This is a genomic window from Aeromonas sp. R6-2 (genome assembly GCF_040908155.1).
Lineage (GTDB): Bacteria > Pseudomonadota > Gammaproteobacteria > Enterobacterales > Aeromonadaceae > Aeromonas > Aeromonas schubertii.
Genome location: NZ_JBFODE010000055.1, coordinates 147714 through 174692 on the forward strand (window position 1 = coordinate 147714; position 26979 = coordinate 174692).

Sequence of the window (26979 nt, forward strand, 5' to 3'; positions counted from 1 at the left end):
CCATGCACTTTGCCTCTTTTGCCGATTTCCTCGCCATGGGAGGGTATGCCTTCTACGTTTGGCTCTCCTTTGGTATCACGCTGGCATCCCTTGCCGGCATCGTCATCACCACTCGCCTCAAGCGCAAGCAGCTCCTCGATGAGTTGCACCGTAAAGAGGCGCGGGAGGCCCGTCGTCAGGCAGCCCAGTCCATGGAGAACACCTTATGAATCCGAGACGCAAGAAGCGCCTCTCCATTCTGCTTGTCATCGTGTTGGGACTGGGGGGGGTCATCGGTCTGGTGCTCTATGCCCTGAGCCAGAATATCGACCTCTTCTACACGCCGACCGAGTTGGTGCAGGGAAAGGGGCCTGAGAAGATCAAACCCGAAGCCGGGCAGCGTCTGCGGATTGGTGGCCTGGTGGTGCCCGGTTCGGTCAAGCGGGCCAGTGACAGCCTCAAGGTCAACTTCCAGCTGGTGGACGCCGGCGGGGGGTTAGTCACCGTTCACTTCGATGGCATCTTGCCGGATCTGTTCCGGGAGGGACAGGGCATCGTCGCTCAGGGTACCCTGCGCGACGCCACCACGGTTGATGCCTTTGAGGTGCTGGCCAAGCACGACGAAAACTACATGCCGCCCGAGGTAGCCGATGCCCTCAAGGGGATGCAGCACTACAAGCCCGAGTACACCGAAGCCCAGCTGAAAGGTACCCATCAATGATCCCTGAGTTGGGCCAGTTTGCCCTCATTCTCTCCTTCGCCGTCGCCCTGCTGCTCGGCACATACCCCTTGTTCGGCGCCCACTTCGGGCGCCTGGGCATGATGAAGGCGGCGCGGCCGCTCGCTTATGCCCAGTTTCTTGCCTTGCTGGTCTCCTTTGCCTGCCTGACCTGGTCCTTCATCGAGAATGACTTTACGGTGCAGTATGTGGCCACCAACTCCAACAGCCTGTTGCCGCTTGCCTACCGCATCTCGGCGGTGTGGGGGGCCCATGAGGGCTCTCTGCTGCTCTGGGTGCTGACTCTGGGCGGCTGGACCGCGGCCGTGGCCCGCTTCAGTCGTGGCCTTCCCCTCGATGCGGTGGCCCGGGTGCTCGGTGTGCTGGGTCTGATCGCGGTAGGCTTTACGGCGTTTGTATTGTTCACCTCCAACCCCTTCACCCGTACTCTGCCCTTCTATCCGGTGGACGGGCGTGACCTCAATCCGCTGTTGCAAGACCCGGGGCTCATCTTCCACCCGCCTATGCTCTACATGGGCTATGTGGGCTTTGCGGTGGCCTTTGCATTTGCCATTGCGGCCCTGCTGACCGGCCGCCTCGACGCCACCTGGGCACGCTGGTCGCGTCCCTGGACCATGGCCGCCTGGATCTTCCTGACCTTGGGGATAGCCCTGGGCTCCTGGTGGGCCTATTACGAGCTCGGTTGGGGTGGCTGGTGGTTTTGGGACCCGGTAGAGAATGCCTCCTTCATGCCCTGGCTGGCGGGTACGGCACTGCTGCACTCCCTCGCGGTGAGTGAGAAGCGTGCCACCTTCAAGGCCTGGACCGTACTGCTGGCCCTCTCGGCATTTTCCCTCAGCCTGCTTGGCACCTTCCTGGTGCGCTCGGGTGTGCTGGTGTCGGTGCATGCCTTTGCCTCTGACCCGACTCGCGGTCTCTTTATCCTCGGCTTCCTGCTGGCGGTGATCGGCTCCTCCCTGCTGCTCTATGCCTTCAAGGGGGGCCAGGTGCGCAGCCACGGTAAATATGAGTTGTTTAGCCGTGAGACCCTGCTGCTGGGCAACAACATCCTGCTGATGGCGGGCCTGCTCACCGTGCTGATCGGCACCTTGTTGCCCCTGGTGCACAAGGAGCTGGGGCTTGGCAGCATCTCCATCGGCACCCCCTTCTTCAACCAGATCTACAGCTGGCTCATCATCCCCTTTGCCCTGCTGCTCGGGGTGGGTCCCCTGTTCCGCTGGCGTCGCCAGGAGCTGGCCGATATCCGCGGCAAGGTCGTGGTGGCCCTGATCCTCAGTCTGATCGCCGCCATTGGCCTGCCCCTGCTGTTTGCCGAGAGCTTCAAGCCCTGGGCTGCGCTGGGGATTGGACTCGGTGTCTGGATCATGGTCACCAGTGCCCAGGAGACCTGGGCCCGGGCCACCCATCGTCACTCCTTTGGTGAGGGGGTTCGTCGCCTCGGTAACAGCCACTGGGCCATGATCCTCGGCCATGTGGGGTTGGCGGTCACCATCATTGGCATCGCCTGTACCCAAAACTACAGCATCGAGAAGGACTTGCGCATGCAGGCGGGGGATCGCGCCACCTTTGCCGACTATGAGTTCGTCTTCACCGGTATCCGCCAGAAGGATGGCCCCAATTACCACGGCTTCAAGGGGGTGATCGAGGTTCATCAGAATGGCCGTCAGGTCGCCCTGCTCAAACCCGAGAAGCGCAACTACATCGTCACCCGCATGCCGATGACAGAGGCCGCTATCGACGCCGGTTTCACCCGGGATCTCTACGCCGCCCTCGGCGAGCCGCTCGATGACAATGCCTGGGCCGTGCGCCTCTACTACAAGCCATTCGTGCGCTGGATCTGGGTTGGTGGACTCATCATGGCCATTGGTGGTCTGCTCGCCATGCTCGATGGCCGCTATCGTTTCAATCGTCGTGAGGAGGAGGCCAAGGTATGAGTCGCAAGACCTGGCTGTTTCTAATCCCCTTTGTGGTCTTCTTGCTGGGGGCTGTCTTCCTGTTTCGTGGCCTCTACTCCGATCCCCGCAAGCTGGAATCCGTGTTGGTGGGGCAAGAGGTGCCCGTCTTTACCCTGCAGGACATCTTCGATCTCAATAAGCAGCACGATCGCTCCCTGTTGACCGGTCGCCCCATGCTGCTCAATGTATGGGCCACCTGGTGTCCGACCTGCTACTCGGAGCATGAGTACCTCAAGCAACTGGCCGGCCAAGGGATCGCCATCATCGGCATGAACTACAAAGATGATCGGGATAAGGCGATTGGCTGGCTCAAGGAGCTGGGCAACCCCTATCAGGTAACCCTCTACGATCCGGATGGCATGCTGGGGCTGGATCTGGGGGTTTACGGTGCCCCCGAGACTTTCTTCATCGACAGTAAGGGGATCATCCGCTATCGCCACGTGGGGGATATCAATTCCCAGGTGTGGGAGAGCTCCCTGAAGGCCATCTATGAGGGGATGAAGTGATGAGAGCCGCCCTCTTTGCCATTGCATTTGTTCTGTTGGGGATGAGCGGCGCGGCCCGCGCCGATATCGATGTCTATAACTTCGACAGCGATGCCCAGGAGCAGGCGTTTCGTGAGTTGACCAAGGAGCTGCGTTGCCCCAAGTGTCAAAACCAGGATATCGCCGACTCCAATGCCGGCCTTGCCAAGGATCTGCGCGACAAAACCTACCAGATGGTGCGCGCCGGTAAGAGCAAGGAAGAGGTGGTCGACTACATGGTCGCCCGCTACGGCAACTTCATCCTCTATGACCCCCCCCTGATGGCCTCGACCCTGATCCTTTGGGTTGGCCCCTTCGCCGTCATCCTGATAGGCGCTCTGGTGGTGGTACGGCGCAGCCGCCGTGGTCCGCCGGGGAACAACACGGATTTGAGCGAGGCGGAGCAGAACCGTCTCAAGCGTCTGCTCGATGAGGACAAACAAGCATGATCGGATTTTGGATTGCCGCCCTGGCGCTGGTGGCCTTGGCCGCCACCGCCCTGATCCTGCCCCTGTGGCAGGGGGGAGGAGAGCAGGGGTTGACGCGTACCGAGCTCAACAAACGCCTCTATCGACGTCGTCTGACGGAGCTTGGGGAGGAGCGCGAGCAGGGGCTGCTCGGCGAGGAGCCCGAGACCGAACTGGAGCTCAAGCGCAGCCTGCTCGACGATATTCCCGATGTGGAGCAGGGGGCCCGTAATGGCCGCAGCCTGCTTTGGCTGCCGGGAGTGCTGGTACTGCTGGTGGTGAGCATCGGCCTCTACCTGCAGTTGGGCGCCTGGCGCGAGGTCAAGGTGTGGCAAGAGAGTGCGGCTCGTCTTGGGGAGCTGAGTAACCGCATCCTGGTTGAACGTGATGCCAATGTGACCGAGCAGGATCTGCAGACCTTCATCCTGGCACTGCGCACCAAGCTGCAGAGCGACGGGGAAGATTATCGTGGCTGGTTGCTGCTCGGGCGCCTGCTGCTCGACGGGCAGGATCCCGAGTCGGCGTTGCAGGCGCTGGACAAGGCCCACCGCCTGTCACCGGATCCCGCACTGGTGGTGGTCCCCTATGCCCAGGCTCTGATGATGAACGGAGACGAGGCTCGGGCCGAGACCTTGCTCAAGGAGGCGATAGCGCACGACCCCAAAAACCTCGAGGCCCTCTCCGTCTACGCCTTCATGGCTTTGCAAGAAGAGGACTACCCCACCGCCTTGCAGCGTTGGCAGTCCATGCTTCCCCTGATGGAGCCCGGTTCACCCCGCTATCAGATGATCGAGCGCTCCATCGACTTTGCCCGCCAGAAGATGACTCTGCGTGGCCAGAGTGAGGTGATGCATGGCACCTCGCAGCAGGAGGTGGCCACCGGCCTGCGTTTCCCGGTGACCGTCACCCTGGCAGAGGGGGTCACAGTGCCCCCGCAGGGATTCCTGTTCGTGTTTGCCGTGGTACCCAATGGTCCACCCATGCCGATTGCGGTGCAGCGTATCGCCAACCCCGGCTTCCCGCTTAAGGTGACCCTGAGCGATAGCGACGCCATGATGCAGGGGGGCAAGCTGGCCGACTATCCCGCTCTCCAGTTCAAGGCTCGTCTGTCGCCCAGCGGCAACGTCATGGAGAAGTCGGGAGCCTTCGAGGGGCTTTCCGAACCGGTCAATACTCAGGCACCACTACCGGCATCGATTGACATTCGCATCGCCAACCCTCTTTAATACCTCTTTTGCGCAGCCCCCCACGGGGCTGCGCTCACTCCATATACAATAAATAGAGACCAGCTACAGTCATGGTGTCAGCAATGCAACTGAGAGTGGCGGCATTATTGCCTTTTCTTCTGATGGCCGGTTGTGCCGGTGGCCCTCCCAAGGAGGCCCCCGCCAGCCTGCCCGATCCCATGGGGCCTCCCCCCAATGCCAAGGCGGTGAGCACCGCCAGCGATCCCAAGGACCCGTTTGAGGGGGCCAACCGGGCCATGTGGGCGGTTAACTATGATGTGCTCGAGCCCTATGTGGCGCGTCCGGTGATCCATGCCTACGCCAACTATGTGCCCGCATCGGTCAAGACAGGCATCGAAAACCTGGTCGAGAACTTCAACGAGCCAAGCAGCATGGTCAATCATCTGATCAGCGGTGACGTGAAGGGGGCCGGAACCAATCTGGGCCGCTTCACCCTCAATACCACTATCGGCCTGCTCGGTATCTTCGATGTGGCCAAGCACGTGGGGATGGAGCGCAACAAGCTCGAGCTCTCCACCGTGCTCGGGCGGATGCGCATCGGGGAGGGGGCTTATGTGATGGTGCCGGTCTACGGGCCTACCACGACCCGGGAGATAGTCGGTGATACCATCGACGTGCTCTACTTCCCCTATACCCTGCTCACCTTCCCCCTCAAGGTCGTGCATTGGGCCCTGGATGGGGTGGGCACCCGCTCCAAGCTCATCGATCAAGAGCAGATTATCGACAATGCCCTCGATCCCTACAGCCTCACCAAGGGCTTCTACCTGCAGTACAATCAGTCCAAGGTGGATGGCAAGAGCTTTAACCCCGATGCCAAACCTCAGGGAAGCAAGGATGAGGTCAACCTCGACGACTATATGGACGAGATCGACGAGTGACGCAAAGGGGCGCAGTGGCGCCCCTTCACTTGGTCTCTTGCCATAAAAAAACGCCCCGCAGTAGCGGGGCGTTTCTATTGGGGCAATCAGGCAGCCAGGTTTTTGGCAGCGAAATCCCAGTTGACCAGAGACCAGAAGGCCTCCATGTATTTCGGACGCAGGTTGCGAAAATCGATGTAGTAGGCATGCTCCCACAGGTCGACGGTCAGCAGCGGGGTCACACCGGCCTCGGTCAGCGGGCAACCGGCGTTGGAAGTGTTGACGATGGCCAGGGTGCCGTCAGCTTTCTTCACCAGCCAGGTCCAGCTGGAGCCGAAGTTGGCGATGGCAGACTTGGTGAAGGCATCCTTGAACTCGGCGAAGGAGCCGAAGGCCTGGTTGATGGCATCGGCCAGGGCTCCGGTCGGCTCGCCACCACCGTTCGGAGAGAGGCAGTGCCAGTAGAAGGTGTGGTTCCAGATTTGGGCGGCGTTGTTGAAGATGCCGCCGGCAGAGGTCTTGATGATCTCTTCCAGAGACTTGCCTTCAAACTCGGTACCCGGAACCAGGTTGTTCAGGTTGACCACATAGGTGTTGTGGTGCTTGCCGTGGTGGTATTCCAGGGTTTCCTGAGAGATGTGCGGCTCCAGAGCATTGATTGCGTAGGGCAGAGCGGGAAGTTCGAATGCCATTGTCTACTCTCCATTGGCGATCGCCGAGGCGATGGTTGCACGACATTGCGGTTTCTTTTCACGATGGAAAAGAAATCTTATTAAAAAGATAGGGATATTGCCTTATCGAGATGGCTGGATTGTAACAGCATAGGGGTTGCGGCCACAACCGGCGGCAAGTGCCATGATCCTGGTCAATTTATGCTCCTGCTGATGGGGAAAGGCGCAAAACCCCTCGTATTGTACGTTTATGGTTATCGAGCCTTGGGGTAGAATGGCCCGCAACAAAGTGCAATGTGAGGCATTCATGGAAACCATCGACAAGATCAAGCAGCAGTTGGCCGAGAACCCCATCATCATCTACATGAAGGGCTCTCCCAAGCTGCCGAGCTGCGGCTTCTCCGCCCAGGCCTCCCAGGCCCTGATGGCGTGCGGTGAGCCGTTCGCCTATGTAGACATACTGCAAAATCCCGATATCCGCGCCGAGCTGCCCAAGTTCGCCAACTGGCCGACCTTCCCGCAGCTGTGGATTGAAGGGGAGCTGATCGGTGGTTGCGACATCATGCTGGAGATGTACCAGGCCGGTGAGCTGCAGACCCTGATCAAGGAAACGTCTGCCAAGCACAAGCAAGATGAAGCCTGAGCGAAGCGTCAAGCAAAAAAAGGAGCCGAAAGGCTCCTTTTTTTATGGGCGTTTTTGATGGGCGTTGATCGTCAGGCGATCCGCTCGAGACGGGCCAGATAGAAGCCGTCGAAGCCGCTGTCGGCCGGGCTGATGTGGTCGTCCTCGATGAGGCGGAAGCGGTCGTTCTTGGCCAAGAAGGCGTCGATCTGGCCGCGGTTTTCCATCGGCAGGATGGAGCAGGTGGCGTAAACCAGGATACCGCCCACCTTCACCATGCGGCTGTAGCTCTCCAGGATCTCCGCCTGCAGGGCCACCAGGGGAGCCAGGCGTTCGGCGGTGTCTTTCCACTTGGTATCCGGATTGCGCTTTAGCACACCCAGTCCGGAGCAGGGGACATCCAGCAGTACCCGATCCGCGCTCTCCTTGAGGCGCTTGATGGTCTTGCTGTCTTCGATGAGGCGGGTCTCCACGTTGTGTGCCCCGGCGCGACGGGCGCGCTCTTTCAGGTTATCGAGTTTCCACTGCTCGACATCCATGGCGATGAGGCGTCCTTTCCCCTTCATGGCAGCGGCGATATGCAGGGTCTTGCCGCCAGCCCCGGCGCAGGCATCGATGACGCGCATGCCCGGCTCAACGGCCAGGGCCGCAGCCACTTTCTGGGAACCGGCGTCCTGCTGCTCAAACAGTCCGCTCTGGAACGCCTTGGTCTTGAACAGGGCGGCATCCGAGGTGATCTCGAGGGCCGTCTCAACACCCTCTACCTCACGGGCCTCAACCCCCTCTTTCTTGAGCTGGGCCTGCAGAGCCGCCTTGTCGCCCTTGAGCGTATTAACGCGCACGAAGCGCTTGGGGGCCTCGGCCAGGGCGGCGCGCTCGCGCGGCCAGGCGTCACCGAGTTGCTCGCTGCCGAGCTTGTCGAGCCAGCTGGGGCAGCCATCCATCAGGGTCGGATTCTTCTTGGCATCCTGCAGGCGGAAGCGGAAGGTCTCCTCCTTGAAGCGATCCAGGCTGCGGTGATTGGGCATGGGGATGCGGTGGAAGGCATGCCAGGCCAGCAGCAGGGGCCAACCCATCTTGCCCGCCTGACGCACCTGTACCCCCGCCAGGGTGCAGTAGAGGTTGAGGCGGCGCAGCAGATCGCCGGTCACCAGGGCGACCCGGGCCTGTTCGAACGGCTTGAGGCTCAGCCCCGAGAAACGGCGGGAGTAGGCGCGATCGAGGGGCATGCCCTGATTGAGCACGTCATCGAGCAGGTCGGCAACCAGATCACCGAGGCGCGGATGCAGAGGGGACTTGAGCATGAGAATTAACCTTGGCCAATGAAAACCGCGCAATGATAGGGACTAGACTCTTGAGGCGCAACCTTCACCCAATCGGGGTAGCCTGGGGTGGGAGTACTGGACGTTGTGCTGTGCGGGGGAGATGATGGAGATCCCCTTTGATAACAATAAGTTGTGAAGGATAACCCCATGAGACCAAAAATCAGCAGGCTTGCAGGGTGGGTTGCCGCCACCCTCCTTTTCTCGACACAGCCACTCCAGGCTGCCCAGTGGCACACGGTGTCGGCGCGGGGCAGCGCCGAGGCGAGCGGTGAGGTGCGGGCCAGTCAGTACCGGGTCGTGATGCCCGCAGATGACTACCTGTCCGGTCTCTATGAGGGAAACCTGCGCCTTGAACTGCCGCTTCCCGAGGGGGGATTCGTGCACTTCACACTGGAGCCCTATGATGTGATGCCGCCTGATCTGGCGGCCCGTTATCCCTCAATCCGTACCTTCAGGGCGCAGGGGACTGTGGATACAAGCCAGAGTGGTCGCGTGGATATCGGCCCCAACGGTTTTCATGCGGTCTTTACCCACCAGGGGCGCCTCATCTATGTGGATCCCCTTTCAGGCGGTCGCTATGCCGTCTATGACCAGCGTGATGCCCAGAGCCGCCTTAGCGAAGAGGCCGATCGGGTACTCGGCTTGCCAAAGGCGCGGGTTGCCCGTCAGGTAGTCAGCCAGGGCAATGAGCTGCGCACCTATACCATTGCCATGTCGGCCGCCGGCGAATATACCCGGTACTTTGGTGGCTCCAAGCTCCTGGCCATGACCGCCATCGCTACCCTGATCAACCGGGTCAACGAGGTTTATCGACGCGATCTCGGTATCGAGTTTCAATTGGTCAGCGGGAACGACAACCTTATCTATACAGACCCGACTTCCGACCCGTTTAATAACAGCGATCAGGATCTCGAGACCAATATTGTGGTGCAGCGCAATGCCCGGAGCAGCAGCCAGATCGGTACCTATGACATCGGCCATGTGGTGAACACAGGGGGAGGGGGGCTAGCCTCACTCGGTGTACTCTGCACCGGTGACGACAGTGCCGGTGGCATGACCGGCTCTGACACTCCGGTGGGAGATGCCTTCTTTATCGACTATGTGGCCCACGAGATAGGTCACCAGCTCGGTGCCGAGCATACCTTCAATGGCACCACCGGCAGTTGTGGTGGTGGAAATCGGGCTGCAACCCAGGCCTGGGAGCCGGGCAGTGGCAGCACCATCATGGCCTATGCAGGGATCTGCTCTAACGGCAGTATCGATGAGAACCTGCAGACCAACAGCGATCCCTACTTTCACAGTAAATCCATCGAGCAGATGAAGGCCCACATCGCCACCGTACCCGGCTGTGGTACGGCAGTGGCCTCCGGTAATCGGCCACCGGTGGTCGATGGGGGGGCCGATTACACTATCCCGGCGCACACCCCCTTCGTGCTCAAAGGCAGTGGTAGCGATCCGGACGGCGACGATCTCGTCTACACCTGGGAGCAGGTCGATCTGGGCGCAGCCTCAAGCAGTGCCGATACCATGGTCGATGACGGTACCCGTCCCCTGTTTCGCTTCCTGCCACCCACTAAGTTGCCGGAGCGTACCCTGCCGGCGTTTGACTCGCTGCTCTCCGGCACCCTGGCCAAGGGGGAGGCCTGGCCGACCACCGACCGCACACTCCACTTTCGCCTGACGGCCCGGGATGGCAAGGGGGGGGTCACCAGTGACGAGAAGGCGGTCAATGTGAGGGTCACTTCGTCACCCTTTGCGGTGACCTCTTCGGGGACCCTCAGCCGTGGCGTCGCCAATACCGTCACCTGGCAGGTGGGAGAGACGGATCTTCCCCCCATCAACTGCGCCAAGGTGGATATCTCCCTCACGGCCGATGAGGGGACGAGCTGGAGTGCCCTGGCATCCGGGGTGCCCAACAGCGGCTCGGCCAGCGTCACGCTTCCGGCCGGCAGTTACACTCAGGCCCGAGTCAAGGTTGCCTGTAGTGACAACATCTTCTTCGCCCTCTCGTCACGCCTGCCGGCCGTGGATGGTGCGGGAAGCAGTGGAGGTGGCTCTTCCGGTGGGGGCGGTGGTGGCTCCCTGGGCATCCTGGGTCTGTTGCTGGCAGGAGGTGCCCTGTGGCGTCGGCGCGGCTCCTGATCCTGTTGGCGCTGCTGAGCGGTTGCCAGGCTCAGGCCGATGTTCCTTCGCGGGATGTCGAGGCCAGAGCGGGGGCCGGCGATACCCGGCTTATCGTGCGTGCCGGGCGTGGCCAGGTGGCACCCGGTATTCCGGCCGAGCAACAGGCAGAGGCCAAGGCGCGGTGCGGTATTCGCTATCTCGATGGTCTGGGGGATGTGATCCGGCCAGAGGAGCGGGAGCAACACGAGCGGCTCAGTGCCTATGCCTCGGAATATAACCGTCTGATGCTCTCCCATTGCCCACCGTCCAGGTAGGCGAATGATGACGGGGAGGCATGGGCCTCCCCGTTTTTTCAAGGTTGTCTCATCGCCCCATCCGGCGCACAATGCCTGCTGTTTTCTCCTCTTTGCCGTAGGAAATCAAGATGATGGATGTCGCCGATCTGCGCCGTGAATACACCAAGGGAGGGCTTCGCCGGGCCGATCTGCCGGCCGAGCCCCTCGCCCTATTCGAGAAGTGGTTGGGGCAGGCCTGCGAGGCTCGCCTCACCGATCCCACTGCCATGGTGGTGGCGACCGTGGACGCCGACGGTCAGCCCTGGCAGCGCACCGTGCTGCTCAAGCACTACGATGCAGCCGGCATGCTCTTTTACACCAATATGGGGAGCCGCAAGGCGCTCCAGTTGGAGGGCAATCCCCGCATCAGCCTGCTCTTCCCCTGGCATATGCTCGACAGACAGGTTCATGTCACCGGCAGGGTCGAGAGGCTCGGCCCGGTCGAGGTGATGAAGTACTTTCACAGCCGCCCGAAAGACAGCCAGATTGCCGCCTGGGTTTCCCAGCAGTCCTCGCGTATCTCGGCACGCGGGGTGCTTGAGGCCAAGTTCCTCGAGCTCAGGCAGAAGTTCGCCAAAGGGGAAGTACCCCTGCCGAGCTTCTGGGGGGGCTACCGGGTGGTGATCGAGACGGTCGAGTTCTGGCAGGGGGGCGAGCACCGACTGCACGATCGTTTCTACTACACCCGGGATGGGGAGGGGTGGCAGATCGAGCGACTCGCCCCCTGATGAATATCGCCAGGCTCAAGAACTTCACCGAGGTGGTGAGAAACGGCTTCAACATCTCGGCGACGGCGGAGCGGCTCTACACCTCCCAACCCACCCTCAGCAAGCAGATGAAGATGCTGGAAGACGAGCTGGGACTGGCCCTCTTCACCCGCAGAGGAAAGAATCTGGTCGGCCTCACCCCGGCGGGGGAGCGGGTGATGGAGCTGGCCAAGGGGGTTGTGGCTCAAGTGGAGCAGATCAGCCAGCTCTCTCTGGGTGAGCAGCTCGCGACCAGCGGTGTGCTGCGCATCGCCACCACCCATACCCAGGCTCGCTACACGTTGCCCTCTGTCATCACCGCATTCCACCATCGCTACCCCGAGGTGGCCATCCATATTCACCAGGGAGCGCCGGCCCAGCTGGCCCAGATGGTGCAAAGCGGTGATGTGGAGATGGCGATCGCCACCGAGTCCATGTACCTGTTCGACGAGTTGGCCGCCATCCCCTGTCATCGCTGGGGGCGCAGCGTGGTGGTGCCTCACGGTCACCCGCTGCTGGAGTGTCAGCCCTTGTCCATGGCCGATCTGGCCCGTTACCCTCTCATCACCTATGTGTTCGGTTTCACCGGTCGCTTCAAGATGGACAAGGCCTTTGGTCGCCACGGCCTCTCCCCGAAAACGGTGCTGACCGCCACCGATACCGACGTCATCAAGCACTATGTCCGACTCGGCATGGGGGTCGGCGTGATAGCCAGCGTGGCCTTTGACGAGGGGGACCGGGAGAGTCTGGTTTGTCTCAATATCGATCATCTGATTGCCTCGAGCGCCACCCATGTCTGCCTGAGAAGGCATCAGCACCTGCGCGATTACATCTACGACTTTATCCACCTCTATGCACCCCATATCAGCCGGGAGACGGTGCAGCAGCATCTGATCAATCAGGCACCCGTCGCCAATATGGTTGAGCTGCCCTGGTTGTAGTCTCGTGGCAGGCATCGCAGAAACAACAAGAGAGGCCACGGCCTCTCTTGTTGTTTCATCGGGATGGGGCTTTAAGGGCGACGGGTCGCCAGATTGATAAAAATCTGGGCCCCGATCAGCAGGCAATCGTCATCCAGATAGTAGGGATTTGCGTGCAGGTAGTTGCAAATCCCCTTGGCCTGGCAGCCGCTGCCGAGGAAGAACATGGCGCCCTTGCGGCCACGGCAGGCGTTGACCATGTAGCTGAAATCTTCGCTGCCGGTCATCGGCTGACCCTGGGCGTTGATCCCCTCGCCGGGCAGCACATCGGCGGCGGCCTGCAGCAGGCGCTTGCACGCCTCCTGGTGGTTCTCCACCGCCGGATAACCGGCATAGACCATGCTGGTCTTGAAGCCGCGCAGCTCGCTCTGGGCCACTATCTCCCTGAAGCTGTTTTTCAGGATCTGGTCGGTGTCGGCGTCCATGGCGCGGATGGTGCCGCGCGCCTGCACATGGTCGGCGATGGCGTTGGGAATGGTGCCACCGTTGATCATGCCGCAGCCGAACACCGCCGGACTGAACGGACTGGTGCGCTTGGCGACGATATAGTCCATGTCCTCTATGATGCGCACCGCCTCGCGGATGGCGTCCAGCCCCTTGTGAGGGGTGGAGCCGTGGGCCGAGATCCCGTGCACCTCCAGGGTCCAGGCCGAACCCCAGGAGGACATGACGCCGCTGTTGAACTTGATGGTGCCCGTCTCCATGGCGCCGTCGTTGTGCAGGGCATAGATCTCGTCCACCCCCGCCATGCAGCCCAGCTCCACCATCTTCTCGGCCCCCGGCACCCGCATGTCTTCCTCCGCCATCTGGAAGATGATGCGCACATTGTGGGTCAGCCGCTCTTTGTGCTCTGCGAGAAATTTCGCCGTGGTCAGGGCGATCGCCATGTGGGAGTCGTGGCCGCAGTTGTGGGCCATCCCCTCGTGGGTCGATTTGAACGCCACCTCGCTCGTGTCGTGCATCTCGAGGCCGTCCATGTCGGCCCGAAAGGCGATGGTGGGCAGGCTCGGGTCTATCACCAGATCCCCGTGAAAGCCGGTGAAGCCCGGGTAGTCGGTGAGGCGGTAGCCAAGGCCTTGCATCAGCTCGCGGCAGTAGGCAGAGGTCTTGTACTCGACGCCGGAGGCCTCGGGGATGGTGTGCAGATGGTGGCGTACTTGCTGGCTGAAATCGCGCAGGGCCAGCAGGGCCGACTCAATATGGACAGTGTTCATCAGATGATCCCTTGAATGGAGAAGCCGAGCTGGGCCACCAGCGATGCGCCGAAGAAGCAGCAGGTGGAGACGATCATAAAAATGAGGATCACCTTCCAGGACATCTTCTTGAGCTCTTCCAGTTGTCCGCCCACCGAGAGGCCGGCGAAGGCCAGCAGGGGCACGCAGCAGGAGAGGAAGGATACCTTGCCCACGGCATCGATAAAGAGGCCGCGCACCGGAGTCTCCGGCAGGCAGATGAGGATGCCGATGATGGTGGCATAGGCAAAGGCCGGCAGGGAGGAGGGGAGATAGTGTTTGGCCACCAGAGAGGCAAACACCACCAGCGCCATGGCCACGAAGCTGTCACCCATCTGCCAGATGGGCAGGCCCGTGGTCAGGGTCTGGGTAAACATGGCCAGCAGGATCGCCAGAAAGACGAAGCGCATATCCATCACGATGCTTTTCATGCCTTCTCTCCTTTTTCGGTCAGGGCATAGATCTTCTCGGCAAGGGGCAGTCCCAGGTAGGTGAGGGAGAGGGCGCCCAGCGCCGACGAGAGCAGGTTCGAGGCGGCGGCAATGCTCAGCACCTGCTGGGCCAGCGCCTCGTCGAGGCCGTTGATGAGTGCCCCGGAGGCGGCGCTCAGCATGGAGCCCGAGCCCACGCCGGAGCCGGCGGCCAGCGCCAACGGATGTAGGCCGGTGAGCGGCGCTATGCTGCCGAGCACACTGAACCAGAGGGTGCCGATGACGGAGCCACACAGGTAGATGGCGAGCACGCCAATGTACTCCTGGGAGCCGGTGCCAAACTTGCCCTGAATGACGGCGACCGAGGGCTCACGGCTGATGGAGGAGCAGGCCCCGATGGCGCGGCGGCCAAAGCCGAACTTCACCGCCAGCGGAATGGCGATGAGGATGGGCAGCAGGTTGCCAATCTCCTGCAAGAAGAGCTGTACGCCGACGCTCAAGATCATCTTCAGGTTGGGAATGATCATCCCCGCATACTGGGTACCCAGGATGAGCAGACTAAAGCCCACCATCTTGCCGCAGAACCCCTCCTCCTTTTCGGTGAAGAGTTTCTTCCAGAGCGGGATGCGCATCTTGACCGGCTTGGCCGAGATCGTCATGCCGATGATGACGGCAAAGAGCATGGGCAGGACCGGGATGGTGGCGATACCGAGCTGGATCTCCTGCTTGCCGATAAGAGATTGGGCCACGAAGATCAGCAGGGCGGTTGCCCTGTACCGACCATGAGCGGCTTGAGTGAACGGGTTGAGTCCATGATTTCCTCACAATGGATGCCAAGAGGGGCCAGGCCCCGGACCCGGCAGATAGTAGGGAAGGGCGCGTTGGGATGATGTGAGGTGGGTCATACTGACCCTATGGCATTTTTTCATGGCCTATGCCATTTAACCTGCCTGTGCCAGCGGCTAACAATTCGTTGTGAAATGGATAACAGACGCGCTTTAATAGCCCGGATTCAACCATGACAAGGAGTCACAATGCGATTGTATGGCGATCTGCGTTCGGGAAACTGCTACAAGGTGTGGCTGCTCGCCCGTTATCTTGCTATTCCCCTCGAGTGGGTGCATGTGGACATCGCCGCCGGCGAGACCCGCACCCCGGCCTTTCTGGCGATGAATCCCAACGGCAAGATCCCGGTGTTACAGCTCGAGGATGGGACCCTGTTGTGCGAGTCCAACGCCATTCTCTATCTGCTGGCCCAGGGGTCGCCGCTCTGGCCGAGCGACCCACTGGCCCAGGCCCGGGTGCTGCAGTGGCTCTTCTTCGAGCAGTACAGCCATGAGCCCTATGTGGCCGTCTCTCGTTTTATCGTGCTCTATCTGGGTCGCCCGGCAGATCAGGAGGCCCGTCTCCTGAGTCTTCGTGAACCGGCCCGGAAGGCACTGGCGGTCATGGAGTGTCAGCTGGCCGGTCACGAATGGCTCAGCGGCGATACGATGACCATCGCCGATATCGCCTTGTATGCCTATACCCATGTGGCCGAAGAGGGAGAGCTGAGCCTGGACCCCTTCCCGGCCGTGCGTGGCTGGCTGGCGCGTATGGGGCAGCAACCACTGCACCGTACCCTGAACCAGGCCCTGGCCGGTGAACACCCTACGGGTCAGGCCCGATCAGCCCCGCATTTTTGACCACCCGGGCTCAGCAAACGAACGGGGATGTGGAATAATGCGCGGCGACTACCGTAACGAGAGAGACGCTCATGCTGAGAACCGAACGCCCGGGCGACATGCTGCCGGTTCAGGAATTGATCGAAGCCGCCTTTGGCCGTAGTGATGAGGCCGAGTTGGTCAACCGCCTGCGCGAATGTGGCGCCGCCGTGGTGACCATGGTGGAGGAGGAAGAGTTCGAGTTTATGGGCCACCTCCTGATGAGTCCGGTGACTATCGCCGGTCAGGAAGGGCCCTGGCTCGGCCTGGCGCCGCTGGCGGTGCATCCGGATTGGCAGGGGCAGGGCATTGGCTCGGATCTGGTGCGCGAGGGGCTCGATACGGCGCTGGAGATGGACTGGAAGGCCGTCGTGGTGCTGGGGGATCCCCTCTACTACCAACGCTTCGGTTTTCGCCCTGCCAGCGACTTTGGCCTGCACTGCATCTACGAGGTGCCCGCCGAGTGCTTCATGGTCATGGAGCTCGAGCCCGGCTCGCTGGCCGGCGTGGCCGGTGAGGTACTCTATCACCCGCTCTTTGACGAGGCCTGAGGGGCTTCCCGGAGGCAGTAACAAAAACGCCAGTCTTTCGACTGGCGTTTTGCTATCCGAAGCGCTTAGCGCAGGATCATCTCTTCGCGACCCGGGCCGACGGAGACCATGTTGACCGGTACCCCGAGCAGCTCCTCGATGCGCAGCACATACTGCTGGGCGGCCTTGGGCAGGCTCTCGAAGGTGCGGCAGCCGCTGATGTCCTCGCTCCAGCTCTCCATCTTCTCGTAGACAGGTTTCAGGGCGGCGGTTTGCGGCCAAATCGGGTTTTCGGTGTGATCCCCTTCGTAGGCCACGCAGATCTTCAGATCCGGCAGACCGGTCAGGCAGTCCAGCTTGGTCAGGGCCACTTCGGTGGCGGCCTGCAGCTCGACCCCGTTTTTGGTCGCCACGGCGTCGAAGTAGCCGACGTCACGGGGACGGCCGGTGGTGGCGCCGAACTCGTTGGTGATCTTGCGAAACTCGTCCTGGTTCTCCATGGCGGTCAGCAGGGTGCCGGTACCGACGGAGGAGCTGAAGGCCTTGGCCACGGCGATGACGCGTTCCGGGCGCAGACCCGGCAGACCGCCACCGATGCCGGCATAGGCACCGGAGACATGGGAGGAGGTGACCCAGGGGTACTCACCGTAGATCAGGTCGCGGCCGGCGCCCAGCTGGGCTTCGAACAGCAGGGTCTTGCCTTCGGCCTGCAGGCCCTTGAGGGGAACGCTGACGTTGCAGACGGCGTCGATCCAGGGCGCAGAGACTTCCAGCAGCCAGTCGGCCATCTCCTGGGCGGTCTGGGCGAACTCGAAGCTCGGGTAGAGGGCCTTGAGTTGGGGCAGTTTCCAGTCGAGGAAGAACTGGATGCGCTCGACCAGCACTTCCGGCTGCTTCAGCCAGCCGACCAGGATCGCTTTTTTCATGACGCGGTCACCGTAGGCCGGGGCAATGCCCTGACGGGTGGATCCGTAGGCGCCATCACCCAGACGCTGCTCTTCCAGGGTGTCTTCAAGGGCGTGCAGGGGCAGGCAGAGGGTGGCGCGATCGGAGATGGCCAGCTTGGGGGTGATGCCGGAAGCCTTCACCTCGTCGAGTTCGACGGTGAGCTTCTCGGGGCTGATCACCATGCCCGGGCCGAGTACGACCAGGCAGTCGGGGTTGAACACGCCGCTCGGTACCTGGTGCAGCTTGAAGGTACCCAGATCGTTGACCACGGTATGGCCGGCATTGTTGCCGCCCTGGAAACGGATGCTGGCGCCGGCTTGGCCTGCCAGATAATCCACGATGCGGCCCTTGCCCTCATCACCCCAGTTGGCACCTACCACGACGATAGACGACATGTTCTTCTCCTCAAAATGGAAGTAGCAAAACGCGAAGTCCTCATCCTAGGAGGGGATGGGAAATATGAAAAATTAATTATCTTTATCTGTCTGATAAGAAATTCATATAATTGAGACTGATTCACCCCGGGAGGGCTTATGCTCGATCTCCACTGGCTCAATACCTTCGTGACCCTGGCCCGTCTGCAGCACTTCGGTCAGACGGCGGCCGAGCTGCACATGACCCAGCCCAACGTCAGTTTGCACCTCAAGCGCCTCGAGGAGGTGACCCACACCCGCCTCATCGAGCGTAACCCCTTCCGCCTGACACAGGCGGGGGAGCGGCTGCTGGTGAGCGCCCAGCGCGCCCTGAGCGAGCTGCAGCTCTGTCAGTCCGATCTCAACGCCCTGGGGGATCTGGCCCAGGGCACCATCACCATAGCGGCGAGCGACATCATCTCGCGCCTCTTGCTGATCCGCCCCTTCCAGCGTTTCAAGCAGGCCTATCCCGGCCTGGATCTGGCCCTCTTCAACACCACCTCGGATCGCGCCGCCGAGCAGGTCAGGAGCGGGCGCGCCGATCTCGGTTTCGTGCTGGCCCAGCGACCGAGCGATACGCTCCACTTCACCGCCCTGCGGGAGGTGGGCTGGTGCGCCCTGGGGGAGGGGATGGAGGGGGAAGAGAAGCGCCTCATCCTGTTGGGCCACGATACCCGCACCCGTGCCCTGCTCGATCCCGCCTTGCCGAGCCTTGGCAGGCACAGGGTGATGGAGGTGGGGAGTGTGGATGCCCAGCTGGATTGGGCCGAGGCGGGGTTCGGTGTTGCCATCGTGCCCGATTTTGCCCTGCTCAGGCGGCGCGACGAGGGGGTGCCGGTACAACGGCTGACGGGATTTCCCACCACCCATCTCGGCTATATCGTGCGCCAGAACCAGATCCTGTCACGGGGGATCAAGGCTCTGCTGGGCTGGGTGGAAGAGGAGATCGCCCGTCGCATGCCCCCGGCCGGGGGCTAGGGGGTCTGGCCTGTCTGGGCCTCGCCGGGGACCGTACCCGGGGCGGTGTCACCGTCGCCAGCGGGGAGCTCGGGAGCCGAGGCCGCCTCGGCGGGAGGCGGAGCTCCCTCCAGATAGGCCTGGCTGCCCGGGTGCAGGGGCAGCACGGCAGAGAGCATCTGCTCCTTTTTGAGGGAGAGAAAGGCGGGGTGCAGGCGCTGGAAGCGCGCCATGTCGGCCAGCAGATGAGCGTCGAGGCGATAGACCAGGCTTGCCGGAAGGTCATCTCGTGCCACCAGCACGGCGGCGGTTCCCATGCTGGCCAGATCCTGCTCCTGCCCCGGGTAGAGGCCGGCAGTGATATGGCTCTTGCGATAGTCGGGGCGGTTGGCCAGCAGGGTCTCGACTGCTTCTCCCTCTATCGGGATGAGGCGAGCCTGGCAGCGGCCTAGCAAGTCCGTGATGATCTGGCTCGGATTGGCCGCGACCAGAAACAGGGCGTCGATCTCGCCGGCACAGAGGGCCTGGGCGCGATCGACCGGGCTCTCCTGTGGCAGGGCGTCAGGGGACCAGCCCATCGCCTCGAGCAGGGCCGTGGCGGTAGTGCGATCCCCCGAGCCGGCCGGCCCCAGATCCAGCCGCTTTCCCTTGAGGTCTTCCAGGCTCGCTATGCCGCTGTCGGCCCGCACCACCAGATTGAGGGGCTCGGTGTAGAGGGTGAAGAGGGGGCTGATGCCCCGAATGCTCCCCACACCAAGATGGGCCTCCCACAAGAGGTCTGCCTGCACCAGGGCGAGATCTATCTTCCCCGCCTGCAGCAGAGACAGGTTCTCCCGAGAGCCCGCCGTGCTGAGCACGGCGCACTCGGGCAGGGCGGGATCCTGGTTGATCAGGCGGCAAAGGGCTCCGCCGGCCGGATAGTAGACACCCGTGATGGTCCCGGTTCCGATAACCAGGTGCGAGCGGGGGGCGGCCAGGGCGATGGCGGGCAATAGTGCGAGCAAGAGCAGCAGGGATTTCACTGGCAGTTTCTCTTGAAGGGCCTCAACAAAGGGGGTGCATTCAATCTAGCGCGGGCCGGTTTGAGGAACAAGCCGGCCCGCAGTGGTGTCAGCGAGCCAGGATAGCCCGCTCCATTCTGGCGAGGGCCGCACGCAGGGTGGCGCGAGTGCAGCCGAAGTTGAGGCGCACGAAGCGACCATCCCCAAACTGGGCCCCCGGGGAGAGGCCAACCCCTGCCTGCTCGAAGAAGGGGATGGGGTGTTCCAGATCCAGGCCCGAGACATCCAGCCAGGCCAGGTAGGTGGCCTGATGGCGAGCCAGGGTGACGCCAGGCCAGCGTGCGACCGCCTCCTCGATGAGGGTCAGGTTGCCCCTGAGGTAGTCGAGCAACCCGCAGTGCCAGGACTCCCCCCCCTCGTAGGCGGCCTCGGCGGCCACGAAGCCGAGCAGATTGATGTCGGCACTGATCCCCCGCATCGCCTGCTGCAGCTTGATGCGAAGGCGTTCGTTGGGCACGACGGCGAAGGCACAGCAGAGGCCGGCGATGTTGAAGGTTTTGCTCGGTGCCATCATGACGGCACTGCGCTGGGCCGCACCTTCGCTGAGCGCCCCATAGGGGATATGCGGCGCAGCCGGATCGAGGATGAGGTCACAGTGGATCTCGTCGGAACAGATCACCAAATTGTGGCGCTCGGCGATGGCATCGATGGCCGTGAGCTCGTCACGGGTAAAGACGGTGCCCCCGGGATTGTGGGGGTTGCACAGTAGCAGCAGATCCGCCCCCGGAGCCTGGCGCTCCAGCTCCTCCATATCCAGGGTCCAGCGGCCGGACTCCTCCTTCATGGGCACGGTCAGCAGGGGGCGCTCGTTAAAGCCCGGCGCCTGCAGGAAGGGGTAGTAGACAGGGCTCGGTGTGAGCACGCCACGACCGGGAGTGGTCCAGGCACGACAGGCCAGATTGAGGCCCGGTACAACCCCCGGCAGGAACACCAGCCATTCGGGCTGGATAGTCCAGCCATAGCGAGTCTGGAGCCGCACCACAATGAGCTCGATGAGGCGCGGGGAGGGACGCGAGTAGCCAAATACCCCGTGAGCCACCCGCTGGGTCAGGGCATCCAGCACCGCAGGAGGAGAGACAAAATCCATGTCGGCCACCCACATGGGCAGTACATCCTGGCCCCTGTACTTGTCCCACTTCAGGCTCATGGTGTTTGTACGATCAATTTCCTTATCAAAATCAAACATGTTCTCATTCCACGCCGGCTCAAGTTGCCAACACTCTACGGGGGCACTCCAGAGGGTGCAAGGGGGAGCGGCACAATTGACAAGGACGTAAAAAGACCCGATAACCCACACGGGTTTATCTCGGCTCCCCGGTCAGCTCAGGTTCAGCATTCTATGAAAATGGTCAGCGCTCTTCGCCGGAGGGGGGATCCCGTCTCCCTCTCTTTTCTCGCGGTCACCTTTGTCACCGGCATGGCCGTGGCGCTACAGGTGCCCACTCTCTCCCTGTTTCTGGCCCAGGAGGTGGGGGTGCGCCCCTTCCTCATCGGCCTCTTCTACACCATCAATGCCGTGGTGGGAATTCTGGTCAGCCAGTGGCTGGCGCACCACTCCGATCGGCACGGAGGACGCAAGGGATTGATCCTGCTCTGCTGCGGCGCCGGGGTTCTGGTCTCCCTGCTGTTTGCGTTTGACAGGCACTATTGGTTGCTCGCCTCGCTCGGGGTCTTGCTCGGCAGCATCGCGGGCACCTCGAGTCCTCAGCTGTTTGCCCTGGCCCGTGAGCATGCGGATCGCGAGGGCAAGCGCGCCGACATGTTCAGCTCTGTGATGCGGGCCCAGTTCTCGCTGGCCTGGGTCATAGGCCCCCCGCTCGCCTTTGCCATCGCCATCGGTTATGGCTTCGCCCCTATGTACCTGGCCTCGGCTCTCGCCTTCGCGGTCTGCGCCGCCATCGTCTGGCGCTGGCTCCCCGCTTTGCCGTTACCCCGGGTCGAGGCGATACCATCCGGGGGGAGCAGTTGGCGAGACAAGGATGTGCGGGCGCTGTTTATGGCCTGCACCCTGATGTGGACCTGTAACAGCATGTACCTCATCAACATGCCCCTCTATCTCACCCGGGAACTGGGGTTGGAGGAGCGACTGGCCGGGCTGCTGATGGGAACGGCGGCGGCCCTCGAGATCCCCTTCATGTTGCTGGCGGGCCACTACACCCGGCGCCTTGGCAAGCGACCCATGATGCTGGTGGCGACCCTGGCCGGGGTGCTCTTCTATCTGGGGCTGACCCGGCTCACCGGGGAGCGCGAGCTGCTGATGCTGCAACTCTTCAATGCCATCTTCATCGGCATAGTGGCGGGGATCGGCATGTCCTATTTTCAGGATCTGATGCCGGGACGTGCCGGTGTGGCGACCACCCTGTTTGCCAACAGCATCCGCACCGGCTCCATTCTGGCCGGTGCCATTGCCGGCCTGGTGGCCGAGGCGTGGAGCTTTCACGGGGTCTTCGTGGTCTCGGTGGGGCTCGCTCTGCTGGCCCTGCTGGGATGCCTGAGGGTGCGTAACGCCTAAGGCGCCGGCGGCTGGTACTCGGCGCGCAGCAGACGCAGCAGCAGTTCGGTGGCAGGACCCAGCTGGCTGGTGTCCGTGGTCAGCAGGTAGGTAAAGAGGCGGCGCTCCCCCCCCGACTCGGGGTTGAGACGCACCAGCTTGCCTTCATCGATGAGGGTGCGCACCTGATGGGCCGGCATCCAGCCATAACCGAGTCCTTGCAGGATGAGGCGCAGCGCCTCGGTGTAGTGGGTCACGGCCCAGCCGGTGTCGCTCTCCTGACTCCAGTCCAGGGAGCGATGAATGGGCGGGTGCAGGCTCACCTGGGTGTGGGCGGCGAGCTGCTCGTCGTTCAGCGGTGCCTGGCCGGCGGCGAGAGGATGATGGGGGGCGCAGACGGGAAGCATCAGCACCTCGTCGAGGGGCACGCCACCCCGATCGGGGGGCAGGTGCTCGGTCATCATCAGATCACCGGGTTGCAGGGCTCCGACATGACAATGGATGCGCTCGTGCAGGTTGATGCGACAACCCCGCGAGCGGGGCTGGAAGCGGGCCAGCACCCGATAGAGGCGCTCTCTGGGCTGCAGGGCCGAGACGTAGAGGTTGATCTGGGACTCCCACTGGCGCTCTATGTTGTGGGCCAGCCCTTCGAGATCCTCCATCTGGGCCAGCAACTGGCGCGAGCGCTTGAGGAAGATCTCTCCGGCCGTGGTCAGCTCGGCCTTGCGTCCACGCACTTCGAGCAGGGCCACCCCGAGGGATTGCTGCAGCTTGGCCACGGCGTGGTTGAGAGAGGATTGGCTCTTGCACAGGGCCTCTGCCGCCTGGGCATAGCCGCCATACTCCACCACGGCCTGGAAGATGCGCCATTGCTCCACCGTACTGCGAGGGCGAAACAGGGCTTGCCCCTTCTGCGGGTCCGTTTCCTGCATATCCGACTCTCTCGTGGCGGGGCGTTGCTCGCCCCCATCACCTAGCCTAGCCACCCTTGTCTCCCCTGTCCCCTATTTGGGCTGAGCGACGAAGGTCTTGCCGTTCTCGCCGCGGCTGTCTGCGCCCATCAGGTAGAGATAGAGGGGCATCAGGTCGGCTGCCGTCTTGAGGGTCATGGGGTCCTCGGCCGGGAAGGCGCTGGCACGCATCCTGGTGCGAGTGCCGCCCGGGTTGATGGAGTTGACCCGTACCCCGGTATTTTCCAGCTCGTCGGCCAATACCTCCATCATGCCTTCGACGGCAAACTTGGAGATGGCGTAGGTGCCCCAGTAGGCGCGCCCCTTGCGACCCACGCCGGAAGAGGTGTAGAGCAGCACCGCCTCGCCCTGGACCTTGGCGGTGCTGCGCAGCAGGGGGAGCATGGCCTGGGTCATCAGGAACTCGGATTTGACGTTGACCTGCATCACCTCGTCCCACTCCTTCTCCTTGATCTGGTCGAAGGGGCAGAGCACGCCGAGCAGGCCGGCGTTGAAGAGCACACCGTCGAGGCGGCCAAACTGGCGCTGGAAGGTCTCGGCCAGGCCGCGGTAATCGGCGGCGGTGGCCTGCTTGAGATCCAGCGGGACTATGGCGGGCAGGGGGTAGCCCGCGGCCTCGATGGCGTCGAAGGTCGCCTCCAGCTTGGCGGCGGTGCGACCGAGCAGGATCACGGTGGCGCCATGGGCGGCATAGGTGATGGCCGCCTCCTTGCCAATCCCGTCACCCGCACCGGTCACCAGAATAACCTTGCCGGCAAGCAACTGGGCATCAGCCTGATAGTCCATCATGATCGCGCTCTCCTGTATGGCGTACCTAAACGGCGCAAGTGTACTGACACCGGGGGGCGCTTGACCAGTCTCTGATGTCAAAAAGTGAATAAAATTGAGGAGTTGTGTCATTATTGCCGGCATGACCATCGAGAGTGGCGAAGCGTTCGCCTGGAGGAATGCGTGGAGTTTTTGACTCAGTACGGCCTGTTTCTGGCCAAGACCCTGACCCTGCTGCTGGCCCTGGGGGCCGCCGTGGTGATCCTGACCCTGGCGGGGCGGGGCAACAAGGGGAGCAAGGGGCAACTGGATGTGACCGATCTTGGCGCCGATTTCGAGGAGACCCGCTTTCGCCTCTCGACCCTGCTGGCGGACAAGGAGGGGCGCAAGGCCCTCGAGAAGCAACACAAGCAGGAGGAGAAGGCCCGCAGCAAGGAGGATCACCGCTCACGGCTGTTTGTCATCGACTTCAAGGGGAGCATGGATGCCCGCGAGGTGAGTGCCCTGCGTGAAGAGGTGAGTGCCGTGCTCACCGTGGCGACTCCCCAGGACGAAGTGCTGGTGCGCCTCGAGTCGGGTGGTGGTGTGGTGCACGGCTATGGCCTGTGTGCCTCCCAGCTGCAGCGTATCAAGGACAAAGAGATCCCCCTCACGGTGGCGGTGGACAAGGTGGCGGCGAGCGGCGGCTACATGATGGCCTGCGTGGCCGACCGCATCCTGGCGGCACCGTTTGCCATCGTGGGCTCCATCGGCGTGGTGGCTCAGTTGCCCAACTTCAACAAGCTTCTGAAAAAACACGACATCGATTTTGAGATGCACACCGCCGGCCAGTACAAGCGCACCCTGACGGTGTTTGGTGAGAACGACGACGAGGGGCGGGCCAAGTTTCGCGAGGAGCTCGGAGAGATCCACGAACGCTTCAAGGAGTTCGTGCAGGCACACCGTCCGACCCTGGATATCGACAAGGTCACCACGGGCGAACACTGGCTGGCGAGCCAGGGGCGGGAGCTGGGGCTGGTGGATGAGCTCAAGACCAGCGACGACTACCTCATGGAGCAGGCCCATACCCGGCGCGTGCTGGCGGTCCACTATCGTACCCGCAAGGGACTGATGGCGCGCCTGGGCAAGCAGGGGGCCGAGGGGGCCATCGAGGGGGCGAGCCGTTTGCTCGGGCGTTACGCGCCGTGGCAATGACGTCGTCACTATGACCCTCTGACCATCACGCCACGATGTCACCCTGTGGCAATCACGCCCGGGCAACCGCCTTCAGGCCGTGACCCCGGGCCAGCTAAAAAAAGAACCCGCCATCTGGCGGGTTCGCTGTACAGGGGGCCGGCTTAGCGCTGGAAGGGGTAGACGGCGCCGAGCTGGAGGATCTGGGTCAGCTCGTCGAGGGCGGCCCGTGACTCGCTCACCAGCGCCGGATCGCGCAGGTCGTCGAACGAGAGGCGATCCCGGTAGTGCTTGTCGACCCACTGGTTGAGACGGGTGAAGAGGGTGTCGTTCATCAGGCTGGCCTGGTTGACGGCGGCCAGCTCCGCATCATTGAGGGCGACCCGCAGACGCAGACAGGCGGGGCCCCCGCCATTGCGCATGCTCTGCTTGACGTCCATGAAGTGCACCTGCTTGATCGGGCTGCCGAGGGTCACCAGCTTGTCGAGATAGCGCGAGACCGCCGGGGTATCGCGGCACTCGGTGGGGGCTATGATGGCCATCTCGCCGGACGGCAGGGTGAGGATCTGGGTGTTGAACAGATAGGAGCGCACCGCGTCTTGCACCGATACCTCGGCGGTCGGCACCTCGATAAAGTGCAGTTCCCCGTCGCCGAATTTGCGGCGCACCTCGGCCAGGGACCCCTGGGTGTCGAGGAAGGCCTCCTGATGGAAGAAGAGCACGTTCTGGTTGCCCACGGCGATCACGTCGTTGTGGAACACCCCCTGATCGATCACCGCCGGATTTTGCTGGATGAAGACGCAGTTCTCCTCATCCAGCCCGTGCAGGCGGGCGATGGCCTGGCTAGCCTCCAGGGTCTGGCGTGCCGGATAGCGAGTCGGCGCCGGGCGGGAGAGATCGAACGCGCTGCGACCGTAGACGAACAGCTCCACCCCGGCATGGCCGTAATGGCTGCACAGGCGGGTGTGGTTGGCCGCCCCCTCGTCGCCGAAGTGATCGTTCTCTGGCAGGTGGGCATGATGGCTGAAGTGCCGCTCATCCGGGAACACGGCGCGCAGGATACGGCCGGTCACCTCGGGCTCGAGGGAGCGGTGGAACTTGTTGGTCAGGTTGGCGGGGGTGAAGTGGACGCGGCCATCAGCGGTGTCGGCACTCGGCGAGACGGTGGCAGCGTTGGCGGTCCACATGCTCGAGGCGGAGTAACAGGCGGCCAGCACGGCAGGGGCCTGGGCGGATGCCTGCTCCAGCACCCGGGCATCGCTGCCGGTGAAGCCAAGGCGGCGCAGGGTGGCCAGATCCGGACGCTCCTGGGGCGCCAGCACCCCTTGCACCATGCCAAGCCCGGTGAGCGCCTTCATCTTGACCAGTCCCTGTTTGGCCGCCTCACGGGGGTTGGAGGCCTCTTTGGCGTTGCTCTGGGAGGCGACGTTACCGTAGGAGAGACCGGCGTAGTTATGGGTGGGGCCGACCAGACCGTCGAAGTTGACCTCGAAATGCTTCATCAGATACATCCTTTCATTTTTATCGGGGTAGCGGAGTCCTTTCCCCCACTGTGATGGGGAGGTTGCGCCATCATATCCTGTTTTTTCCCGTTTGTAACAAGTCGGTAACCGGTCGGAGTTGTTCAGGTCGGTGCGGCAGAAAAAAATGGCCGAGCCGGCATAAATGCCAAAAATGGGTTGATTACAAAGGGTTGGACTCGCATTAATAAAGAAAAGAGTGGGGGGCTC

Annotated in this window: 28 protein-coding genes; 17 read left to right on the forward strand and 11 right to left on the reverse strand. The window is 62.5% G+C overall.

The features are described 5' to 3' along the window. Window positions 1-2: 2 nt before the first annotated feature. From ccmD to AB5Y48_RS14535, 7 genes are all read left to right on the forward strand, one after another. Window positions 3-209, forward strand: coding sequence for a heme exporter protein CcmD (gene ccmD / locus AB5Y48_RS14505; protein WP_050667140.1), 207 nt, complete (start codon window positions 3-5; stop codon window positions 207-209). Continuing rightward, window positions 206-700, forward strand: a complete 495-nt coding sequence (gene ccmE, locus AB5Y48_RS14510) for a cytochrome c maturation protein CcmE (RefSeq protein WP_060585015.1) — start codon at window positions 206-208, stop codon at window positions 698-700. The genes ccmD and ccmE overlap by 4 nt, the downstream gene beginning before the upstream one ends. Further along, window positions 697-2652, forward strand: a complete 1956-nt coding sequence (locus tag AB5Y48_RS14515; RefSeq protein ID WP_224159722.1) for a heme lyase CcmF/NrfE family subunit — start codon at window positions 697-699, stop codon at window positions 2650-2652. The genes ccmE and AB5Y48_RS14515 overlap by 4 nt, the downstream gene beginning before the upstream one ends. Next, on the forward strand, window positions 2649-3179 hold the full coding sequence (locus tag AB5Y48_RS14520) for a DsbE family thiol:disulfide interchange protein (protein ID WP_050667143.1): 531 nt from the start codon (window positions 2649-2651) through the stop codon (window positions 3177-3179). Before AB5Y48_RS14515 ends, AB5Y48_RS14520 begins: the two co-directional genes overlap by 4 nt. A gap of 41 nt (window positions 3180-3220) precedes the next feature. Continuing rightward, window positions 3221-3646, forward strand: coding sequence for a cytochrome c-type biogenesis protein (locus tag AB5Y48_RS14525; protein WP_224159762.1), 426 nt, complete (start codon window positions 3221-3223; stop codon window positions 3644-3646). Further along, window positions 3643-4890: a c-type cytochrome biogenesis protein CcmI gene (gene ccmI, locus AB5Y48_RS14530; RefSeq protein ID WP_368164907.1), complete on the forward strand. Its 1248-nt coding sequence runs from the start codon at window positions 3643-3645 to the stop codon at window positions 4888-4890. The genes AB5Y48_RS14525 and ccmI overlap by 4 nt, the downstream gene beginning before the upstream one ends. A gap of 83 nt (window positions 4891-4973) precedes the next feature. Continuing rightward, a complete protein-coding gene (locus AB5Y48_RS14535) occupies window positions 4974-5789 on the forward strand; it encodes a VacJ family lipoprotein (RefSeq protein ID WP_368164908.1) in 816 nt (271 codons plus the stop codon). Between the two features lie 86 nt (window positions 5790-5875). Here AB5Y48_RS14535 and sodB read toward each other — a convergent pair whose 3' ends face one another. Then, window positions 5876-6460 (reverse strand): superoxide dismutase [Fe], encoded by a 585-nt coding sequence (gene sodB, locus AB5Y48_RS14540; protein ID WP_050667147.1) that lies wholly within the window; start codon window positions 6458-6460, stop codon window positions 5876-5878. A gap of 286 nt (window positions 6461-6746) precedes the next feature. Here sodB and AB5Y48_RS14545 point away from each other — a divergent pair, with 286 nt between their 5' ends. Next, complete coding sequence (locus tag AB5Y48_RS14545; protein WP_050667168.1) at window positions 6747-7082, forward strand: Grx4 family monothiol glutaredoxin; 336 nt, start codon at window positions 6747-6749, stop codon at window positions 7080-7082. Between the two features lie 71 nt (window positions 7083-7153). Here the strand turns inward: AB5Y48_RS14545 and AB5Y48_RS14550 are convergent, their stop codons facing one another. Further along, window positions 7154-8365 carry an RsmB/NOP family class I SAM-dependent RNA methyltransferase gene (locus AB5Y48_RS14550; protein WP_050667148.1) on the reverse strand — a complete coding sequence of 404 codons (1212 nt, stop codon included), beginning with the start codon at window positions 8363-8365 and terminating at the stop codon, window positions 7154-7156. Window positions 8366-8533: 168 nt separating this feature from the next. Here AB5Y48_RS14550 and AB5Y48_RS14555 point away from each other — a divergent pair, with 168 nt between their 5' ends. From AB5Y48_RS14555 to AB5Y48_RS14570, 4 genes are all read left to right on the forward strand, one after another. After that, the gene (locus AB5Y48_RS14555; RefSeq protein ID WP_368164910.1) at window positions 8534-10528 is read left to right on the forward strand and encodes a reprolysin-like metallopeptidase; all 1995 of its coding nucleotides are present in this window, start codon (window positions 8534-8536) and stop codon (window positions 10526-10528) included. Then, the gene (locus tag AB5Y48_RS14560; RefSeq protein WP_060585035.1) at window positions 10507-10824 is read left to right on the forward strand and encodes a hypothetical protein; all 318 of its coding nucleotides are present in this window, start codon (window positions 10507-10509) and stop codon (window positions 10822-10824) included. Before AB5Y48_RS14555 ends, AB5Y48_RS14560 begins: the two co-directional genes overlap by 22 nt. A 110-nt stretch (window positions 10825-10934) precedes the next feature. Beyond that, window positions 10935-11573, forward strand: a complete 639-nt coding sequence (gene pdxH, locus AB5Y48_RS14565; protein ID WP_050667151.1) for a pyridoxamine 5'-phosphate oxidase — start codon at window positions 10935-10937, stop codon at window positions 11571-11573. Next, window positions 11546-12532, forward strand: coding sequence for a LysR substrate-binding domain-containing protein (locus AB5Y48_RS14570; protein WP_368164911.1), 987 nt, complete (start codon window positions 11546-11548; stop codon window positions 12530-12532). The genes pdxH and AB5Y48_RS14570 overlap by 28 nt, the downstream gene beginning before the upstream one ends. A 71-nt stretch (window positions 12533-12603) precedes the next feature. On the opposite strand, the gene AB5Y48_RS14575 is transcribed toward AB5Y48_RS14570, so the two are convergent. From AB5Y48_RS14575 to AB5Y48_RS14585, 3 genes are read right to left on the reverse strand one after another with little or no spacing between them, the layout of a single operon-like run. After that, entirely contained in the window at window positions 12604-13785 is a 1182-nt protein-coding gene (locus tag AB5Y48_RS14575) for a M20 family metallopeptidase (protein WP_368164912.1), read from the reverse strand. Further along, window positions 13785-14234, reverse strand: a complete 450-nt coding sequence (locus tag AB5Y48_RS14580; RefSeq protein ID WP_050667154.1) for a hypothetical protein — start codon at window positions 14232-14234, stop codon at window positions 13785-13787. The genes AB5Y48_RS14575 and AB5Y48_RS14580 overlap by 1 nt, the downstream gene beginning before the upstream one ends. Then, window positions 14231-14983, reverse strand: a complete 753-nt coding sequence (locus AB5Y48_RS14585; protein WP_368164913.1) for a DUF3100 domain-containing protein — start codon at window positions 14981-14983, stop codon at window positions 14231-14233. The genes AB5Y48_RS14580 and AB5Y48_RS14585 overlap by 4 nt, the downstream gene beginning before the upstream one ends. Window positions 14984-15268: 285 nt before the next feature. Between AB5Y48_RS14585 and AB5Y48_RS14590 the strand changes: the two genes are divergently transcribed. Further along, window positions 15269-15919 (forward strand): glutathione S-transferase family protein, encoded by a 651-nt coding sequence (locus tag AB5Y48_RS14590; RefSeq protein ID WP_050667156.1) that lies wholly within the window; start codon window positions 15269-15271, stop codon window positions 15917-15919. Between the two features lie 71 nt (window positions 15920-15990). Further along, on the forward strand, window positions 15991-16488 hold the full coding sequence (locus AB5Y48_RS14595) for a GNAT family N-acetyltransferase (RefSeq protein ID WP_050667157.1): 498 nt from the start codon (window positions 15991-15993) through the stop codon (window positions 16486-16488). A gap of 65 nt (window positions 16489-16553) precedes the next feature. Here AB5Y48_RS14595 and AB5Y48_RS14600 read toward each other — a convergent pair whose 3' ends face one another. After that, on the reverse strand, window positions 16554-17810 hold the full coding sequence (locus AB5Y48_RS14600) for an adenylosuccinate synthetase (protein ID WP_050667158.1): 1257 nt from the start codon (window positions 17808-17810) through the stop codon (window positions 16554-16556). 138 nt (window positions 17811-17948) lie between these two features. Here AB5Y48_RS14600 and AB5Y48_RS14605 point away from each other — a divergent pair, with 138 nt between their 5' ends. Further along, window positions 17949-18806 carry a LysR family transcriptional regulator gene (locus tag AB5Y48_RS14605; RefSeq protein WP_058628269.1) on the forward strand — a complete coding sequence of 286 codons (858 nt, stop codon included), beginning with the start codon at window positions 17949-17951 and terminating at the stop codon, window positions 18804-18806. On the opposite strand, the gene AB5Y48_RS14610 is transcribed toward AB5Y48_RS14605, so the two are convergent. Next, on the reverse strand, window positions 18803-19807 hold the full coding sequence (locus AB5Y48_RS14610) for a TAXI family TRAP transporter solute-binding subunit (protein WP_368164916.1): 1005 nt from the start codon (window positions 19805-19807) through the stop codon (window positions 18803-18805). The two genes, AB5Y48_RS14605 and AB5Y48_RS14610, sit on opposite strands and share 4 nt — an antisense overlap. An 88-nt stretch (window positions 19808-19895) precedes the next feature. Continuing rightward, on the reverse strand, window positions 19896-21032 hold the full coding sequence (locus tag AB5Y48_RS14615; RefSeq protein WP_368164918.1) for a MalY/PatB family protein: 1137 nt from the start codon (window positions 21030-21032) through the stop codon (window positions 19896-19898). A 153-nt stretch (window positions 21033-21185) separates the two neighbouring features. Here AB5Y48_RS14615 and AB5Y48_RS14620 point away from each other — a divergent pair, with 153 nt between their 5' ends. Further along, a complete protein-coding gene (locus AB5Y48_RS14620; RefSeq protein WP_368164919.1) occupies window positions 21186-22358 on the forward strand; it encodes an MFS transporter in 1173 nt (390 codons plus the stop codon). Here the strand turns inward: AB5Y48_RS14620 and AB5Y48_RS14625 are convergent. Both AB5Y48_RS14625 and AB5Y48_RS14630 read right to left on the reverse strand, forming a co-directional pair. Then, window positions 22355-23236: a LysR family transcriptional regulator gene (locus AB5Y48_RS14625; RefSeq protein ID WP_060588236.1), complete on the reverse strand. Its 882-nt coding sequence runs from the start codon at window positions 23234-23236 to the stop codon at window positions 22355-22357. The genes AB5Y48_RS14620 and AB5Y48_RS14625 overlap by 4 nt on opposite strands. A gap of 105 nt (window positions 23237-23341) precedes the next feature. Further along, window positions 23342-24097, reverse strand: a complete 756-nt coding sequence (locus AB5Y48_RS14630; RefSeq protein ID WP_082177925.1) for a YciK family oxidoreductase — start codon at window positions 24095-24097, stop codon at window positions 23342-23344. A 162-nt stretch (window positions 24098-24259) separates the two neighbouring features. Here AB5Y48_RS14630 and sohB point away from each other — a divergent pair, with 162 nt between their 5' ends. Further along, entirely contained in the window at window positions 24260-25270 is a 1011-nt protein-coding gene (gene sohB / locus AB5Y48_RS14635) for a protease SohB (protein WP_050665689.1), read from the forward strand. A 143-nt stretch (window positions 25271-25413) separates the two neighbouring features. Here sohB and astB read toward each other — a convergent pair whose 3' ends face one another. Next, entirely contained in the window at window positions 25414-26751 is a 1338-nt protein-coding gene (astB, locus tag AB5Y48_RS14640) for an N-succinylarginine dihydrolase (protein WP_368164921.1), read from the reverse strand. Window positions 26752-26979: the final 228 nt, after the last annotated feature.